Source organism: Roseibium sp. FZY0029 (assembly GCF_036350355.1).
In the GTDB taxonomy this organism is placed as follows: domain Bacteria; phylum Pseudomonadota; class Alphaproteobacteria; order Rhizobiales; family Stappiaceae; genus Roseibium.
In genome coordinates this window covers 1-16,316 of sequence record NZ_JAZDVZ010000007.1, presented here as the reverse complement: position 1 = coordinate 16,316, position 16,316 = coordinate 1, and the positions used below count along the sequence as shown (strand labels likewise).

The window sequence follows — 16,316 nt, the reverse complement described above, 5'->3', positions numbered from 1 at the left end:
GCGTTTCCACCCCTCAAGACCCCACGAGGGGTGGGAAAGCCCGCACATAACGACCCGGACCGGGCGTCTATCGGATGCCCGGTCCTTCCCCATCGTCTGCTGCGGCCAGGCCCGCAGACCTGATGGAAATCAAGACAGTTGCCGGTTGGTGCCGCATGGGGCCAACGGCAGAACGGGATCAAGACCCCGGGCGGAAACATGAACACCAAATCCCAAGCTGAAGCGTCCTCAGGGCCACCGAAAGGCATCGGCCCGATGCAACGGCGCGAAATGTGGCTGGCTTATCTGATGCTGGCACCGACATTTGCAATCATCCTGATGATTGTTGCCGGACCTTTGCTTGCCAATTTCTGGATCAGCGTGAAACCGGTTCAGCTTGCAGACCTGCGGCCGCCGACCGTGCTCGTCAACGAACGGGTGCGCGGCCGGCCGAAAGCACCGGGCGACGAGGCCCGGTTGGAATACCGGCTGCGCAACTCCTCGCAGGACGAGGAAATCCGCAACGTGACGCTGAGCGATGTGGTGCCCGAGGGCTTCACGGTGACCTCGCACTCCGAAAGCTGTTCCCTGAACGGCTCGAAGATGACCTGTGACCTTGGCACGGTGGCGCCCGGCTGGCGCGGCGACGTCGAGCTGGTGGGAACGGTTACACAAGCATTTCTGGATGCAAATCGACCCGAACGGGCGAGCGAACCGGTGATTACCGGGGACGCCAACAACGTGCTGACCAACTTCGAATTCACGTTCGAGAACTTCAGCCGCATCTTCAGCGCGGACGAATTCTGGTCCGTGCTGCGCATCACCTTCTACTACACCATCTTCGGCACGGGCGGAGCCCTCGTGCTGGGGCTCTTCGCGGCGCAGCTCCTCAACACGGCTTTTCCGGGGCGGGGTGTCCTGCGCGGCCTGTTCCTGTTTCCCTATGTGTCACCCGTGATTGCCGTCGCCTTTACCTGGGTGGTGCTGTTCGACCCGTTCTCCGGCACGCTGAACGCCCTCTTGACCAAAATGGGCGTCGTCACCGATCCGATCAATTTCTTCGGCCAGCGGGCCATCGAGTTTTCCTTCTTCGGCATTCCGATGGAATTTCCGCTGGCGCTGACGACGGTGATCGCCTTTGAGGCGTGGCGCTACTTCCCGCTGTCCTTTCTGTTCATCCTAGCGCGCATGCAGTCGATCAACACGGATATGTACGAGGCTGCCGAAATGGACGGGGCGACGCCCTTGCAGCAGTTCTGGTACCTGTCGCTGCCGCAGCTCATGGGCATCCTCTCGGTCCTGTTCCTGCTGCGCTTCATATGGACCTTCAACAAGTTCGACGACATCTTCCTGCTGACCGGCGGCAATGCAGGCACCCGCACGCTGACCGTCGATGTCTATGAACAGGGGTTTGCCCTGTCCAATCTCGGCGCCGGTGCGGCAGTCGCGGTTGTCGTCTTCGTCGTCCTCGTCACCTTCGCCACCCTGTTCATCCGCTTCTCGCCGAAGGAGGAAGGGCTATGAAACCCGGCAGCATCTTTCTCGTTGCCCTGACGGGCCTGATCTGGGGCGTGACAGCCATGGTGGTGATCGGGGTCACGCTGACACTGGTCACCGGCGACGTGGCCCTGCCGCAGGCATCCGCTGCGGGTCTTGCCGGGCTTGTCAGCGCTCTTGTTCTGGTCTGGAGGCAGTCGGCGGGCCACGCTGGTGCCATGGTGGACAGGGGCCTTTCGGCAGCTGTCCTGCTGGTCGTCCTGATCGCGGCTTCCTTTGCTGCGCCCTTCGGTCTGTCGCTTGGGCAGCACACTCTCTGGCAGGGGCTAGGTCTGGTGCTGTTTATCGCCGGAGTTGCAGGTGCCAATGCCATCTGTCTCAGCGGCGCACAGCTTGGCGCCATGTCGCGCTACGAGCGTGAGGTCATCTATATCCGCATTGCCAAGGGCATCGGCTTCGTCGTCTTTACCATCATCGTGGCCCTACCGTTCTACGTCATGATCATGACGTCGCTGAAAAGCCAGCAGGCGCTGCTCGCCAACCCGCTTGACCTCTCGATCGATGTCAGTCAGGGCATCAGCGGTCTGTTCCGATCCTATGTCGAGCTGTTCACGCAGTTCAATTTCGGCCGTTACCTGATGGTGTCCGCCTTCGTATCCGTGGCAACTGTCGTGTTGACGCTGCTGTTCTCGGTGCCGGGTGCCTATGCGGTGTCGCGCTTGCGATTTCCGGGGCAGGCGTTCCTTGCCCGTTCCGTGCTGCTCATCTACATGGTGCCGGCCATCGTTCTGGTGATCCCGCTCTATGCGGTGTTTTCGCAGCTTGGCCTGCGCAATACGCTCACCGGCCTTCTGATCGTCTATCCGGCCACCACGATCCCGGTCGCGCTCTACATGCTGCAGGGCTACTTCCGCGGTCTGCCGTCGGAACTGGAAGAAGCCGGGCTGATGGACGGGCTGTCGCGCATCGGCGTGATCCTGAAGATCACCCTGCCGCTGTCCCTGCCGGCGCTGGCCTCCGTTTCGCTTTACGTCTTCATGATCGCCTGGAACGAGTTCCTGTTCGCGTTCATGTTCCTGGACGATCCGGACATCTTCACGCTATCGCGCGGCGTGGTGTCCCTCAATTCCTCCGAGGTGCCGCGTCAGCACCTCATGGCGGGCGCGGTGATTGCGACCGTGCCCGTCCTTTTCATTTTCCTGTGGTTCGAACGTTTCCTTGTCCAGGGCCTGACGGCCGGCAGCGTTAAGGGTTGAACGATCAAGAGAAGGGGCTGTGAAGAGCCCAAGGGAGTTTGCTGTGGCACACACAGATCTAGACCAGGCGGCAAGAGCCATCCTGACCGAAAACGACCAGGGCGGATATACGATCCCGACAAAGGGGCTTTATCCGTACCAGTGGAACTGGGATTCCGTCTTCGTTGCGCTGGGGTTTGCGGAATTCGACCAGGACCGCGCCTGGCAGGAAATCGAGATGCTGTTCGAGGGCCAGTGGCGCGACGGAATGGTGCCGCACATCCTGTTCCGCAAGGATGACCCGAGTTATTTTCCAGGACCGAGTGTCTGGGGTACCGATGGCGGCCCGATCCCGAGTTCCGGACATTCCCAGCCGCCCGTGGCCGCGTCCGTCGTTCACAGTCTGGTGGAGGCTGACCGCACCGGCAAGGCGCTGGAACGGGCAGAGGCGCTGTTGCCCAAGCTGATGTCCTGGCACCGCTGGTACCTGGCCTATCGCGACCCGAAAAAGCTTGGGGTCATTGCCGTTATTCACCCCTGGGAATCCGGCCGGGACAACTTGCCGGACTGGGATGAAGCGCTGCGGGCGGTCGAGGTGAAGGACATTGGTCCGTATGAGCGCAAGGATACATCGCACGTCGACCCTGCCATGCGGCCGCACAAGGAGGATTACGACCGTTACCTCAGCATCGTCGCGGCCTGCCGCAAGGTTGGATGGGATCCGCAAAAGGTTGCCGAGACCTGCCCCTTCTTCGTCGCCGATCCTGGAGTGACCTTCATCTTCCTGCGTGCCAACCGGGACCTACTCGCGCTGGCTGAAAAACTCGGCAGGCGAGCGGAAGCCGATGAGATCCGGGGCTGGATCGCTGCGATGGAAAAAGGCAGCAGGACATTGTGGAACGATGAGGTCCAGGCTCATGTCGCTTTCGACGAGCGCAGCGGCAAGCAGACCGATGGCCTTTCCAGCGCTTCTTTCCTGGCGCTCTATGCAGGGCTCGCCGATCCGCAGACGCTTGCGGCGCTTCAGGACCATTTCGACAGGATCGCAGCAAAAGTCGATTATCTGATGCCCTCCTACGATCCTGACCACCGCAGCTACGAGCCCTTGCGCTACTGGCGCGGGCCGGTGTGGGCGATGATCAACTACATGATAGCAAAGGGCTTTGCCGAAGCGGGCGATGCCGCCCGGGCCGAACGGCTGCGGGCCGATACGGCGCGGCTGATCGAAACCGGGGGCTTTGCCGAATATTTCAGTCCGGAAACAGGGGCGGGCGCAGGTGGGCGCTCGTTCTCCTGGACGTCGGCCATCTGGCTGACCTGGGCTTCGCCTTCACACGCCGAGCAGGCAGCCTAAGGGGGACGCGATGGGAGCGATCCAGCTCAACAAGGTCGAAAAATGGTTCGGCGACCTGCAGGTCATCAAGGGGATCGACCTCGATATCAAGGACGGCGAATTCGTCATATTTGTCGGACCTTCCGGCTGCGGAAAATCAACACTGCTGCGTCTGATTTCCGGTCTGGAGGAAACCAGCCGCGGCGCTATCGAGATCGACGGCAAGGACGTGACGGCGCTGCCACCTTCCGGGCGCGGGCTGTCGATGGTGTTCCAGTCCTATGCGCTCTATCCGCATATGTCGGTGCGCGAGAATGTCGGCTTCGGCCTGAAGACGGCAGGCTTTCCCAAGGCCGAGATCGACCGCAAGGTGAATGCGGCCGCCGAAGTTCTGAAGCTGGACGACTATCTCGACCGGCGCCCGAAGGCGCTTTCGGGCGGTCAGCGCCAGCGGGTGGCCATCGGCCGAGCGATCGTGCGTGAGCCGAGCGCCTTCCTGTTCGATGAACCGCTGTCCAACCTGGATGCGGCCCTGCGCGTTGAAATGCGCTTTGAGGTCGCGCGGCTGCACAAGAGCCTGGGCACCACGATGATCTATGTGACCCATGACCAGGTCGAGGCGATGACGCTGGCCGACAAGATCGTGGTGTTGCAGGCCGGCCGGATCGAGCAGGTTGGGTCTCCGCGGGAGCTCTACGAGCGGCCTGACAATCTGTTCGTTGCCCAGTTCATCGGCTCGCCGAAGATGAACGTGCTGCCGTGTTCGCTGGAAGAGGGGCAATTTTCGCTGCGCGGGCACGGCGGCGGTCCCTATCCTCATGCGGGAAGCGCGCAGGTGCCGGTGAAACTGGGCATTCGCCCGGAGCACATCGGCATCACCGCGCCGGGTGAGGGGCATTGCAGCGGCACGGTGGAAGTCGCCGAATACCTGGGGGCCGACACCTTCCTTTATGTGGCACTCGACGGATTGGACACGATCCTGGTGCGCATCAGCGGGGCGGACGAAGTGGAGGAAGGCACCCGTGTCGGTCTCACCTTCGACGAAAGCCGCCTGCATTTCTTCGATGCAGAGGACAAGGCCATCCGCTGAAGTCAGGCCTGCCGGAACGAAGGGATCTCTTTTCGGCAGGCTCAGTTCCGGCAGAGCACCAGGACGGTGTATTGCGAGGCTTCCTCGTCAATCCGCGTCGGGCTCTTGATGCTGGTGATCGTGTTGTAGCGCGGCGCAAGGCCGAGTTCTTCCATGAACTGCGCCATCAGCTTTCCGCGCACGGCGAAGTTCACGTTCTCCGGCAGATCACCGGCGAGCTTCAGCGTCTTGAACGTGTCGAGACGGGACACAACGGTGCCGACGACGGCTCCGGTGCGGTCAAGAACAGGGCCGCCTGAATTGCCGGGCTGGACCGGTGCCGTCAGCATGAACTGACGGCTGTCGCCTTTCACGCCCGCCAGTGACGAGATCATGCCGGGGGTGAAGTTCAGGTTGTTGTCCAGGATCTGGGCAAACGGGTAGCCGATCACGAAGATTTCCTCGCCGCGCACAATCGGCTGTTCGGACCGGAATTGCGCAGCATGTTCCGATTTTTTGCTGTCGAGCTGCAGGATCGCAAGATCGTTTTCCGTATCGGCCTTCACCAGTCTTGCTGTTCCATGGCCCGGAATATCCAGCGACCGGCAGTTGCCGACCACATGCGCATTGGTGCCGATGTGGCCTTCCGTGGTCAGGAAATAACCGCTGCCGGATGAAGATGTCTTGCGGCCGGACACATCCTTGCGCGCTTCCTTGGGCAGCGGATCGGTGCGGCTATCGGGTTCGGGAAGCTGCAGTGCGGGCGCCGATGTGACCGCGTCCAGTTTCTCCTCGTCCGTTCCGTCGAAAAACGTCATGCTGTTCGACATGGCAACGGCTACCCGGTCCATGAAGACGGCATGACGCGCCTGCCAGGCCAGCGAGAAACCACGGCTGTCCGAAGTGGTCTTCATCATGCGCAGATAGAAATCGCGTCCGTTCTGCCGGCCAGAAACGACGAAGTAATCGTTGCGGAACTGCTTGTGCTCCACGGTCCTGCCGTCGCTGGTGTCGGTCAGCCGCTTGTAGAGGGCCGCATAGGTGGTCTCGTCTTTGGGGACCTGCAGCGTTTCAAGTTCGATACTGTTGTCATAGGCCCGCCACAGGTGTCCGCGTGGTGTCTGGGTGGACGGTTCGAAGAGTTTTCGCGGAACGCCAAGCTGCAGTCCGGCAATGGCATCCTTATAGGTTTCGAAGCCGACCCGCTCGACTAGGTCGAGACCGTCGCGTTGAAGGATCTGCATCTGCTCGTCATCGAGCACACCATCCGGAAAGAACTCCCGATGTTTCTGGAATGTGGTCAGCGCGTTGTAGGTGAGCTTGCCAAAGGTGCCATCCACCTGGGAGGCGTAATCGCCAGTGAAAACCAGCAGGAACTGGATGCGGACCCGTTCTCTCCAGTCCTTGGCATGGAACCAGTTCCTGGACTGGTCATAACCTGCCTGCACGGTACCGGCCGAGACCAGCAAAAACACGATGGCATGAAGCAAAGAACGCATAACCAACTCCCCTTGGTCGCGTTCCACATTTTACCAAACCGGCCCTGATGGAAACAGGTGCGCCCGGCTCAGCCGGGGATATCTCGCGATAATATCCAAAGGCAATGTTCAGACGTCGGGATGGCAAAACGATTGTTTCAAAGCGGAACAACATCGACCTTGTGATCGGTCGATTGGGACCCGGAGGTTCGCAAGACACCCTTCACCGGAGCCGCATCGCCATAGTCACGGCCATGGGCGACAACGATATGATCCTGGCCGACCCGGAGCGCGTTCGTCGGATCGTATTCGATCCAGCCGATCTCGATGCCGCACCACGCCATGACCCAGGCATGCATGGCGTCGGCGCCTTCCAGCCGTTCCTGGCCTTCCGGCGGGATGGTGCGCAAAAAGCCGCTGACATAGCCTGCCGGTATTCCGATGCTTCGCAGGCAGGCGATCATGATGTGCGAAAAATCCTGGCAGACGCCGTGGCGGCGCTCGAAGGCATCAAGGGCCGGGGTGTCCACCGTCGTGGCCTCAGCGTCGAAATGCATGTCCCGGTTCAAGGCTTTGCCGATGGCTTCCATGGCTGAAATCGTGCTCATGCCCGGCTCCACGAGATCCTGCGCATAGACCGCGAAGGCAGGGTCGAGGGGAAGACGCGGGGAGGCGGACAGGAAATGCACCGGTGCCTTGGGTGCCAGGGACTGGACTGCGGAAAGTTCCTTCGGCAGGGCGTTCAGCGGTGGAGAAATGTCGAGTTCCTCCGGCATTGCGATTCTGTCGATCCGGGCCTTCAGCTTGAAAGCGAGGTCGCTGTGGCTGCGCCGGTAGGCGACATCCGTGACGGCGTTGCCGAAGAAGTCCACACGGTCGTGCCGCTCGGACGGGCCGGGCACGATGTGGATCTGCCCGGACATCAATGTCTGCTCGCCGGGAATGGTTGCCGGCATCAGCCTGAGCGCGTGATGACCGTAGTTGGCCGGACTGGCATAATCGTAGGTAATTTCAAGCGTTACATCGTAGAGCAAGGGCGCCTCACGTCGGGCGTGTTGGGGGAACGCGGCCGGATGTCAGCGGATATAGGCATCGGTCAGCTCCACGGAGAGATAGGCAATCTGGTCCCGAAGATCGGCAAGTGACTCCGGTGTCAGGGTTTCCGGAGTGGCGATTGCCAAAAGGGTGTGAACCTGCAGGACGGAGCGGGCCAGCTCCGACAGGTGTCCGTTTTCCGTCGCGTTGGGCAGGACGCCGATATGGTCTTTCATGTCGGTGAGCTGATAGAGCACCGCGCGCGGGTTCTTGATGTCCATTGCCAGCAGGTCCAGCACCGTGGCCTGGCTGAGGGAAACCGCATAGCGACGGCTCATGGACATGGCGCTGTCGCCCACCTCAAGCAGCAGTTCAAGAGAGCCTTCCGGTGCATCCTTTGCGGTGAAGACAGACAGGAGATCGGCCATCCGGTGGGCACGTTCCAATGCGCGGCCGATGGACAGAAAGCGCCAGCCGATGAACCTGTACATGTTCTCGTGCACGAGGCCCGAAAAGCCGGTGATCTTGCGCAGGAGCAGGCCCATAGCCCGTGTAACGTCGGCATTGGCGTGCATCGTGAGCCTGACGCCGTTTGCGGTCTGGGCCAGGTCGTTGAGCGCCAGCCAGCCGTCAACGGAAAACCGGTCTCGCACCTTCGCCGCGCTGGCGACGGCCGATTGCAGCATGTCGCACAAACCTGCCGGAACCGGTTCGGCCGGTGACATGCCGATCTTGTCGAGATACTCCGCCGTCAGGGCGACCAACGGGGCTTCCGGATCTGCCGTTTCCATCAGCCGGGCGTGATAGGCCCGCAGCAGCCGAACCGCGCCTTCCGCCCGCTCAACATAGCGGCCGAGCCAGAACAGGTTGTCAGCAGCGCGAGAGGGCAGAGAGCCTGTCTGCGATTTGAAGAAAGGCGATTCCGTCTGGTGAAGCAGGGTTTCCTTGTGAGGCTTCTGGCCGCCGACGATCCAGACGTCGGCGGCGGATCCACCGGACTGCATGGCAATGGCGCTGACATCTTCCGTCTGGCCGATCCGGGCAAAGCCGCCTGCCATCACTTCCCAGCCGTTGGCGGTCCGGGCCAGAAACACCCGCAGGCTCATCGGCCGGGGAACCAGAAGACCCTTGTCGTAGGCAGGTGTTGTGGAGAGGGTAACGGCTTCCTGTCCGACGAGCTTGTCGCTCTTGCTGTCGATCCAGGTTTCCAGAATGCCCTTGTGGAACTTGCCGAAATCCTTGCCGATAAAATCGGTCTGGGAGGAGGTGAAAGGCAGGGCGGTCGACAGCGCGGGGCTGAACATCATGCCTTCCGCGTGTTCCTTCACGTAGGCTTTCGTTCCCTCTTCGCCGCACCACCAGGTCGCGACATTCGGCAGTTTCAGCCGTTCGCCGAGCAGATGTTCGCTGATGCGCGGCAGGAACGCCAGCAACGCCCGCGTTTCCAGGATGCCGGTGCCGAGCGCGTTGATCATGGTTACAGAGCCGCTGCGCACGGCCTGAACAAGGCCCGGTGTGCCGATCTGGGAGGTTTCGTTCAGTTCCACCGGATCGGCCCAGCCGGCATCGAGGCGCCGCCACAGAACGCTGACAGGTTTCAGGCCGGCAACCGTGCGAACCATCAGCTTGCCGTTTTCAACCGTCAGGTCCTCGCCTTCCAGCAGCATGAAGCCGAGATAGCGGGCAATATAAGCATGCTCGAAATAGGTGTCGTTCAGGGGACCTGGCGTCAGGATGGAAACGCGGCTGTCGCTCTCTCCGCGCAGCTCAACCAGGTGATCGCGGAACCGGCGGAAAAATCCGGCGAGCCGATGAACGTTCGCTCGGGCAAAGAACTCGTTGAAGACGCGCCCTGTGGCGACCCGGTTTTCCAGCGCGAAGCCGGCACCGGACGGCGCCTGCGCCCTGTCGGAGAGGACCCACCAGGTGCCGTCGGGCCCGCGGCCGATCTCGAACGAGAGGAAATGCAGAAAGTGCCCGGATTTCGGCTTGATGCCTACGAGCGGACGCTGCCATTCGGGACTTTGGGCAATCAGGCTTGCAGGCAGATAGCCATTCGTCACCAGCCGGTTGTCGCCGTAAAGATCGGCAACGACCTGTTCCAGCAGTTCGGCGCGTTGCGTCAGGCCGTCCGCGATCACCTGCCAGTCGTCCTGGCTGATGATCACCGGAATATGGCTCAGCGGCCATTCGCGTTCGTTGGCCCCATCCTGCCCGTACTGACGGAAATAGACACCGGCATCGTTCAGATACTGATTGCCACGCGCAAACCGCTCGGTGATTTCTTCTGCCGTCAATGCGCTCAGATGATCGAGAAACGGCCGCCAGACAGGTCTCACCCGCCCGTCAGGAAACAACAGCTCGTCAGAGACATCCGGAAAGGGACGATAGGCCTTCAAGAGGCCGTAGCGAAGCGCTCCGGTTTCTGCGTTTTCGTCCAAGCTCATACGTTGTTTCCAATCGGCGGGGCTGCCGGTCCGTCAGACATTCTGCGGTCTGCGCAGGTCCAACGTCAACGGAAACTCGGGATGCGGCCGTTCCAGCCCCGGCAGATAGAGCCCGGGCGTGTGGCCGTGCGGCTCGAACCGGGCAAGTCGGCGGGCCTCTGCCTCGTTCCCGTTGACGGGAAACGTTTCATAGTTCCGTCCACCCGGATGGGCAACATGGTAGACGCAGCCACCAAGCGCCCGGCCGCTCCACCGGTCGAAAATATCAAAGGTGAGCGGGGCGTCGACCGGATGCACCGGATGCAGCGCCATCGCCGGCTGCCAGGCCTTGTAGCGGACACCGGCGACCGAAACTCCGTTGGTTTCGGTTTTCTTCAGTGGCAAGGTGCGGCGGTTGCAGGTGACGGCATAACGGTCCGGATCGCTGGTGGTGAGCTTGACTTGCAGGCGTTCGGTGGAACTGTCGGTATAGCGCACAGTGCCGCCGATGGCGCCGGTCTCGCCCAAGACGTGCCAAGGTTCCAGCGCCTGGCGCAGCTCCAGGTGTACGCCGTCCACCTCAATCTCCCCGCAGAAGGGGAAACGGAATTCCGCCTGGGCCTCGAACCAGTCCGGACGCATCTGAAAACCGTGATGCTCCAGATCGCCCAGAACATCGAGGAAATCCGTCCACACATAATGCGGCAGCATGAAGCGGTCATGCAGGGCCGTGCCCCAGCGGGTCAGGTTGCCGGACAGCGGCTGCTGCCACAGGCGTGCGATGAGGGCCCGCAACAACAGTTGCTGGGCAAGGCTCATGCGCGGGTCCGGAGGCATTTCGAAGCCGCGGAATTCGACCAGACCCAGCCGCCCCGTCGGGCCGTCGGGTGAGTAGAGCTTGTCGATGCAGATTTCCGCCCGGTGGGTGTTGCCGGTGACATCCACCAGAAGGTTGCGCAACAGCCTGTCGACCAGCCACGGGAACGGGGCAGCGCCTTCGTTGGGGCGGTGGATCTGGGCCAGGGCGACTTCCAGCTCGTACAGGCCGTCGTGCCGGGCTTCGTCAACACGTGGTGCCTGCGACGTCGGGCCGATGAAGAGGCCGGAGAAAAGGTAGGAGAGGCTCGGGTGACGCTGCCAGTGCAGGATCAGGCTGCGCAGAAGATCGGGCCGGCGCAGGAACGGGCTGTCGAGCGGCGTCGCGCCGCCAACCACCACGTGGTTGCCGCCACCGGTACCGGTGTGCTTGCCGTCGATCATGAATTTGTCGGCCCCGAGCCGTGACTGGCGGGCTTCCTCGTAGACGCCTTCGGTAATGGCGACACAGTCCTGCCAGTTGGACGCGGGATGGATGTTGACTTCGATCACGCCCGGATCCGGAGCGACGCGGATGACATTCATGCGCGGGTCGGTCGGGGGCGGATACCCTTCGATGTGGACCGGCAGGTCGAGGTCGGCCGCGGCAGCTTCCGCAACCGAAATCAGTTCCAGATAGTCCTCGATGCGCTCCACCGGCGGCATGAAGACACACAACCGTCCGTCGCGAGCTTCCACTGACAGAGCGGTTCTGACGGACGCTTCGCCGAGTTCACCCTCAGGCAGGGTCTGCTCCTGCCGGTCCTGCTGGCCTTCAGCAGCGGTGAAATGGGCGACATTCTGCTTGCGGTCGGCGCGTTGGCCGGCGGGAAACTCCGGCAGAGGGTCGCGCGGCACGGTCGGGTCGGCGATGTTGGTGTAGGGGTATTGGGCCGGTGGAACATAGGGCAGGGATTCCAGCGGCAGGCGGTAGCCGACAGGGCTGTCTCCAGGAACGAGGAACAGCGCATCTCGGCGCAGCTTCCAGCGCTCGGACCGCCAGCGGTGTCCGCCGGCCTTCGACTGCCAGCGCTGGATCGGCAGCACATGCCCGGCAGGTTCGGTCAGTCCCCGGTCGAAGACGCGGGCAATACGATGCCGGGCTTCGGCATCCTCCAGCTTGGAATTTTTTGGGGTGACATTTTCCGGCAGATTGGCTTCCTTCACCAGCCAGACTGCCGGGTCCTCATAGGCAGGCACGACATAGTCCGTATCGATTTCCAGCTTTGTCGCGATTTCCTGCAGCAGCGCCTCTGCCTGTTCGGCGCTGGCTTTGGTGTCGTCGCCTTCTTCGGCGATCAGGGCCGGGTCCTTCCAGATGGGTTTTTCGTCGCGCCGCCAGTAGAGCGAAAAGGTCCAGCGGGGCAGTGTTTCGCCCGGATACCATTTCCCCTGGCCGTAATGCAGGAAACCACCAGGGGCGAACCGTTCACGCAGACGGCGGATCAGGATGTCGGCCTTCTGGCGTTTGGTTGGACCGACAGCATCGGTGTTCCATTCGGCGGCTTCGAAATCGTCTATCGAAACGAAGGTCGGCTCGCCGCCCATGGTCAGGCGGACATCTTCCTGCGACAGGATGCGGTCGACCTTGGTGCCAAGCTGGTTGAGCGCGGACCAGGCGTCGTCGGAGAACGGCTTGGTGATGCGCGGATGTTCGGCAACGCGGGCGACCCTCATATCAAAGGAAAAGTCTACCTCCGCCTTGCTCGCCATGCCGACAATCGGCGCGGCGTTGACATAATGCGGGGTAGCGGCCAGCGGTATGTGGCTTTCACCCGCCAGCAAACCAGAGGTGGGGTCCAGCCCGATCCAGCCGGCACCGGGCAGGAAAACCTCGGCCCAGGCGTGCAGATCCGTGAAGTCGTGATCGGTGCCGGAAGGCCCGTCCAGTGCTTCGAGGTCCGGTTTCAACTGGATGAGGTATCCGGAGACAAACCTTGCGGCAAAGCCGAGGTGGCGCAGAGCCTGCACCAGCAGCCAGGTGGAATCGCGGCAGGACCCGGTGCCTTTTTCGAAGGTTTCTTCCGGTGTCTGGACGCCGGGCTCCATCCGGATGACGTAGTTGACGGTCTGGGCGACTTTTGCGTTCAGTCCGACGATGAAGTCGACGGTCCTCTGGCGATCCTTCGGGACCGTTTCCAGGAAGGCGGTCATGTGCGGGCCAGTCGGGTCGAGCCGCCGGTAGATCTGGAGATCCTCGCGCAGTTCCGGCGGATAGTCGAAAGGCCATTCCTCCGCGCTTTCCTCGACGAAGAAATCGAACGGATTGTAGACAGCCATGTCGGCGACCAGATCCACCTCGATCTTGAATTCGCGCACAGGCTCGGGAAACACGAAGCGGGACAACCAGTTGCCGTAGGGGTCCTGCTGGTGATTGACGAAGTGCCCTTCGGGCGAAACCTTCAGCGAGTGAGAGAGGACCCGGGTGCGGCTGTGAGGGGCCGGCCGCAGGCGAATGATCTGCGGGCTCAAGGTAACTGGACGGTCGTATCGGTAATGGGTGAGGTGATAAATACTTGCACGAATTGACATTAACAGGATCCCGGTAGTGTCCGTTTCAAGGCGCGGATCTCAGGTTTTCACAAAATCAAACGTATAACCACGTCTTTCTGTAGGCAGTTTGGCCTTGCAAACGAGCCGAAGCGCGCGGTGAAGCGCCCAGCGAACCGCTTTGTCAGGACGACGAGGCTGACGCTTAGGTAGGTGGTCGCTCAGACCCACGTTCGGTTGGTCAGGGTTCGTTAAGCACGATGCGATGGTTCCGACGCCGCCGGTTTTGAAACGTGCTTTTTCAGCGCTGATTTTGCTTTGATTAAGAAAATCAGATCAAGGTGCCGCCTGTCTGCAAACGGGCTGGTGGCAGTTGTCCTGCCAAACCCGGTTCCTTCGCAGGCTGTCTTGAAGGCCGGTTCCTGACAATCATGGGTGTTGCCTGACTGAAGTCCGCGGAAATGCTTGCCGCTTCTTCAGAATGTGTGGCGTGGTTCACATGAACCCGATGGGCTTCAGATCCAGGGTTCTGGTCTGGTCCCTGAAGGCGGGTTGGACGGGAAGGCCGTGGCGGGCAAGGTTGAAGTGCGAAGGGTAGATATGTTCGTCAGACTGCTGTGCATGGTTTGGTTCTGGATTGCGGCCGGTGTGGTTCAGGCGGCGGACTTTCGCGTGACCTTCATCAATCCGGGTGGGGAAAAGGGCTTTTGGGGAGATGTGTCCAGAACGATGGCTGCGGCTGCCGCCGATCTGAATGTCGACCTGGAAATCCTTTATGCAAACAGGCGTCCCTACGGCATGCAGGAACTGCTCCAGCACCGTCTGGACCAGGGTGACCTGCCGGACTATTTCATCCTGGTCAACGAAAACCAATCGGCAGCCCGGCTGATGCAGCTGATGGAAGGCAAGCCCAGCAAGGTTCTGTTCCTGCTCAACAAGCTGACACCCCAGCAAAGGGTCGAGCTCGAACGCCGGAATATCGATCTGCGCGCCATCATTGCCTCGATCGTTCCAGACAATGAAACGGCCGGGTACGACATGGCACAGTCATTGTTTGACGAGGCGCGGCGGCTTCATCCGCAGGTAAAAGAAATCCGGTTGCTTGCCCTGACAGGCGACACGACCACACCTGCCGGCCTTCAACGCGAACTCGGCATGATGCGCGCCGTCGCGGACAACAGCGATGTCAAACTGGTCCATGCCATTCCGGTGAGCTGGAATGAGGAACTTGCTTTCGTGCGCACGCGCAATGTCCTGAACCGGACGCGGATCGATGTGGTGTGGGGCGCGAACGACGATATTGCTCTCGGCGCACAACGGGCAGCGGCCGAGGCCGGATTGCATATCGGCAAGGACGTTTTGTTTGCAGGGCTCAACTGGTCGACCCGGGGGATGGACTCGGTGAAATCGGGCAAGCTGACCATGACCCACGGTGGTCATTTTTTCGCGGGCGCCTGGGCGATTGTCATGCTGAGGGACCACTATTTCAGACGCATCCAGAGCGAAGTTTCTGTCGATGTCATGTTCACGATGTCGCCCATCACCTCGCAGAATGTGGACGTCTATCTATCCCGGCTGGGGGACAGCAACTGGGACAAGATAGACTTTGCAGGCTTCTGCAAATCAATCTCCAGCCGCAGCCACTACGACTTCTCTGCCGCGGCTATTCTGGACGCTGCCGGCAGCAATTAAAACCTTTCCGGAGGGAGACGGCGGTATCCGGCCGTTTTGTCGTGTCTTCTTGATATCTCTCCTATCCAACTCTGCCGTGTGGAGGCTATAGATGCCTCAAACGGTCGTTTGAAGGGACCCGCGGGGAAAAGCATGAACGATAAAGTCGAGCCGGAAAAAGCCTATAATCCGGAATCGGAAGGCGCCGAGATGCGCTTTGCGGACAAGATGTCCTACGGTGATTATCTGGGCCTGACACAAATATTGAACGCACAGGCGCCCTTGTCGGATGCGTCTGACGAATTGCTTTTCATCATCCAGCATCAGACCTCGGAATTGTGGATGAAGCTTATGCTGCATGAGCTGAACGCCGCCCGCGAGGCCATTGAAGATGATCACATGCCGCAGGCGATGAAGCTCCTTGCCCGGGTCAGCCGCATCATGGAGCAGTTGAATTCGGCCTGGGACGTGCTGCGGACAATGACGCCGAGCGACTACACCCAGTTCCGCGATGCGCTCGGCATGTCATCCGGTTTCCAGTCGCTGCAATACCGACTGATCGAATTTGCGCTGGGCAACCGGAACACGGCGATGATCCGCCCGCATGAGCATGACGCGCAAAGCGTTGCCCTGCTGAATGCGGAACTGGCGCGGCCGAGCCTTTATCAGGTCGTGCTTGCCTTTGCCCGCAGGCAGGGGCTCGATGTGCCGGAGAGCGCCATCGCCGAGCCTTCGTCAGCCCCGCATCGCGAAATCCCCGAGATCATGGCTCTGTGGCAGACGGTCTACCGGGACCCGGCCGCCCATTGGGCGCTCTATGAGGTCGGGGAAAAACTGGTCGATCTCGAAGACTACTTCCGCCGCTGGCGCTTCAATCATGTCACCACCGTGGAACGGGTGATCGGGTTCAAGCGTGGGACCGGCGGCACCGGCGGCGTGACCTATCTGAAACGCATGCTGGAGGTCGAACTCTTCCCCGAACTCTGGCACGTGCGCACCGCTCTTTAAAGTAAAGGGAGCGCTCCTCTCACTCTATGACGAATTGCATGTTTGCCATCCGCGAATGTGCCGATAGAGTGTCGTTTCAAGAGCCCCGCAAGCGGGCTCAAGGGACTTAAGAGAGGGGATTTCCTATGTTGAAACAATTTGCTGCGGCCGCCAGTCTGGTGGCCATTCTGGCAGGAGCCGCCCAGGCCGAACCGGTGAAGGTCGGCATGATCACGACGCTCTCCGGTGGTGGTGCGGGTC

Annotated in this window: 10 protein-coding genes and 1 pseudogene; 7 read left to right on the top strand and 4 right to left on the bottom strand. The window is 61.1% G+C overall.

What is annotated here, in order from left to right:
• Nucleotides 1–198 precede the first annotated feature (198 nt).
• Genes V1T76_RS19690 through V1T76_RS19675 form a run of 4 tightly spaced genes read left to right on the top strand, consistent with a single transcriptional unit; the run spans nt 199 to nt 5,134 of the window.
• Nucleotides 199–1,503: a sugar ABC transporter permease gene (locus V1T76_RS19690; RefSeq protein WP_330562362.1), complete on the top strand. Its 1,305-nt coding sequence runs from the start codon at nt 199–201 to the stop codon at nt 1,501–1,503.
• Nucleotides 1,500–2,732, top strand: coding sequence for a carbohydrate ABC transporter permease (locus V1T76_RS19685; RefSeq protein WP_330562361.1), 1,233 nt, complete (start codon nt 1,500–1,502; stop codon nt 2,730–2,732). The genes V1T76_RS19690 and V1T76_RS19685 overlap by 4 nt, the downstream gene beginning before the upstream one ends.
• Nucleotides 2,733–2,775: 43 nt before the next feature.
• On the top strand, nt 2,776–4,065 hold the full coding sequence (locus V1T76_RS19680; protein WP_330562360.1) for an MGH1-like glycoside hydrolase domain-containing protein: 1,290 nt from the start codon (nt 2,776–2,778) through the stop codon (nt 4,063–4,065).
• Between the two features lie 10 nt (nt 4,066–4,075).
• Nucleotides 4,076–5,134 (top strand): ABC transporter ATP-binding protein, encoded by a 1,059-nt coding sequence (locus tag V1T76_RS19675; protein WP_330562359.1) that lies wholly within the window; start codon nt 4,076–4,078, stop codon nt 5,132–5,134.
• Between the two features lie 41 nt (nt 5,135–5,175).
• Here V1T76_RS19675 and V1T76_RS19670 read toward each other — a convergent pair whose 3' ends face one another.
• The 4 genes from V1T76_RS19670 to V1T76_RS19655 all read right to left on the bottom strand — a co-directional run bounded on the left by V1T76_RS19670 (nt 5,176) and on the right by V1T76_RS19655 (nt 13,439).
• On the bottom strand, nt 5,176–6,612 hold the full coding sequence (locus V1T76_RS19670; protein ID WP_330562358.1) for a serine protease: 1,437 nt from the start codon (nt 6,610–6,612) through the stop codon (nt 5,176–5,178).
• Between the two features lie 137 nt (nt 6,613–6,749).
• Nucleotides 6,750–7,625, bottom strand: a complete 876-nt coding sequence (locus V1T76_RS19665) for a transglutaminase family protein (protein WP_330562357.1) — start codon at nt 7,623–7,625, stop codon at nt 6,750–6,752.
• 42 nt (nt 7,626–7,667) lie between these two features.
• Nucleotides 7,668–10,073 (bottom strand): circularly permuted type 2 ATP-grasp protein, encoded by a 2,406-nt coding sequence (locus V1T76_RS19660; RefSeq protein WP_330562356.1) that lies wholly within the window; start codon nt 10,071–10,073, stop codon nt 7,668–7,670.
• A 33-nt stretch (nt 10,074–10,106) separates the two neighbouring features.
• A complete protein-coding gene (locus tag V1T76_RS19655; protein WP_330562355.1) occupies nt 10,107–13,439 on the bottom strand; it encodes a transglutaminase family protein in 3,333 nt (1,110 codons plus the stop codon).
• A 558-nt stretch (nt 13,440–13,997) separates the two neighbouring features.
• Between V1T76_RS19655 and V1T76_RS19650 the strand changes: the two genes are divergently transcribed.
• The 3 genes and pseudogenes from V1T76_RS19650 to V1T76_RS19640 all read left to right on the top strand — a co-directional run.
• Entirely contained in the window at nt 13,998–15,089 is a 1,092-nt protein-coding gene (locus V1T76_RS19650; protein WP_330562354.1) for an ABC transporter substrate-binding protein, read from the top strand.
• A 132-nt stretch (nt 15,090–15,221) separates the two neighbouring features.
• Nucleotides 15,222–16,076: a tryptophan 2,3-dioxygenase gene (gene kynA, locus V1T76_RS19645; protein WP_330562353.1), complete on the top strand. Its 855-nt coding sequence runs from the start codon at nt 15,222–15,224 to the stop codon at nt 16,074–16,076.
• Between the two features lie 125 nt (nt 16,077–16,201).
• Nucleotides 16,202–16,316, top strand: a pseudogene (locus V1T76_RS19640) (ABC transporter substrate-binding protein); the annotation flags it as partial.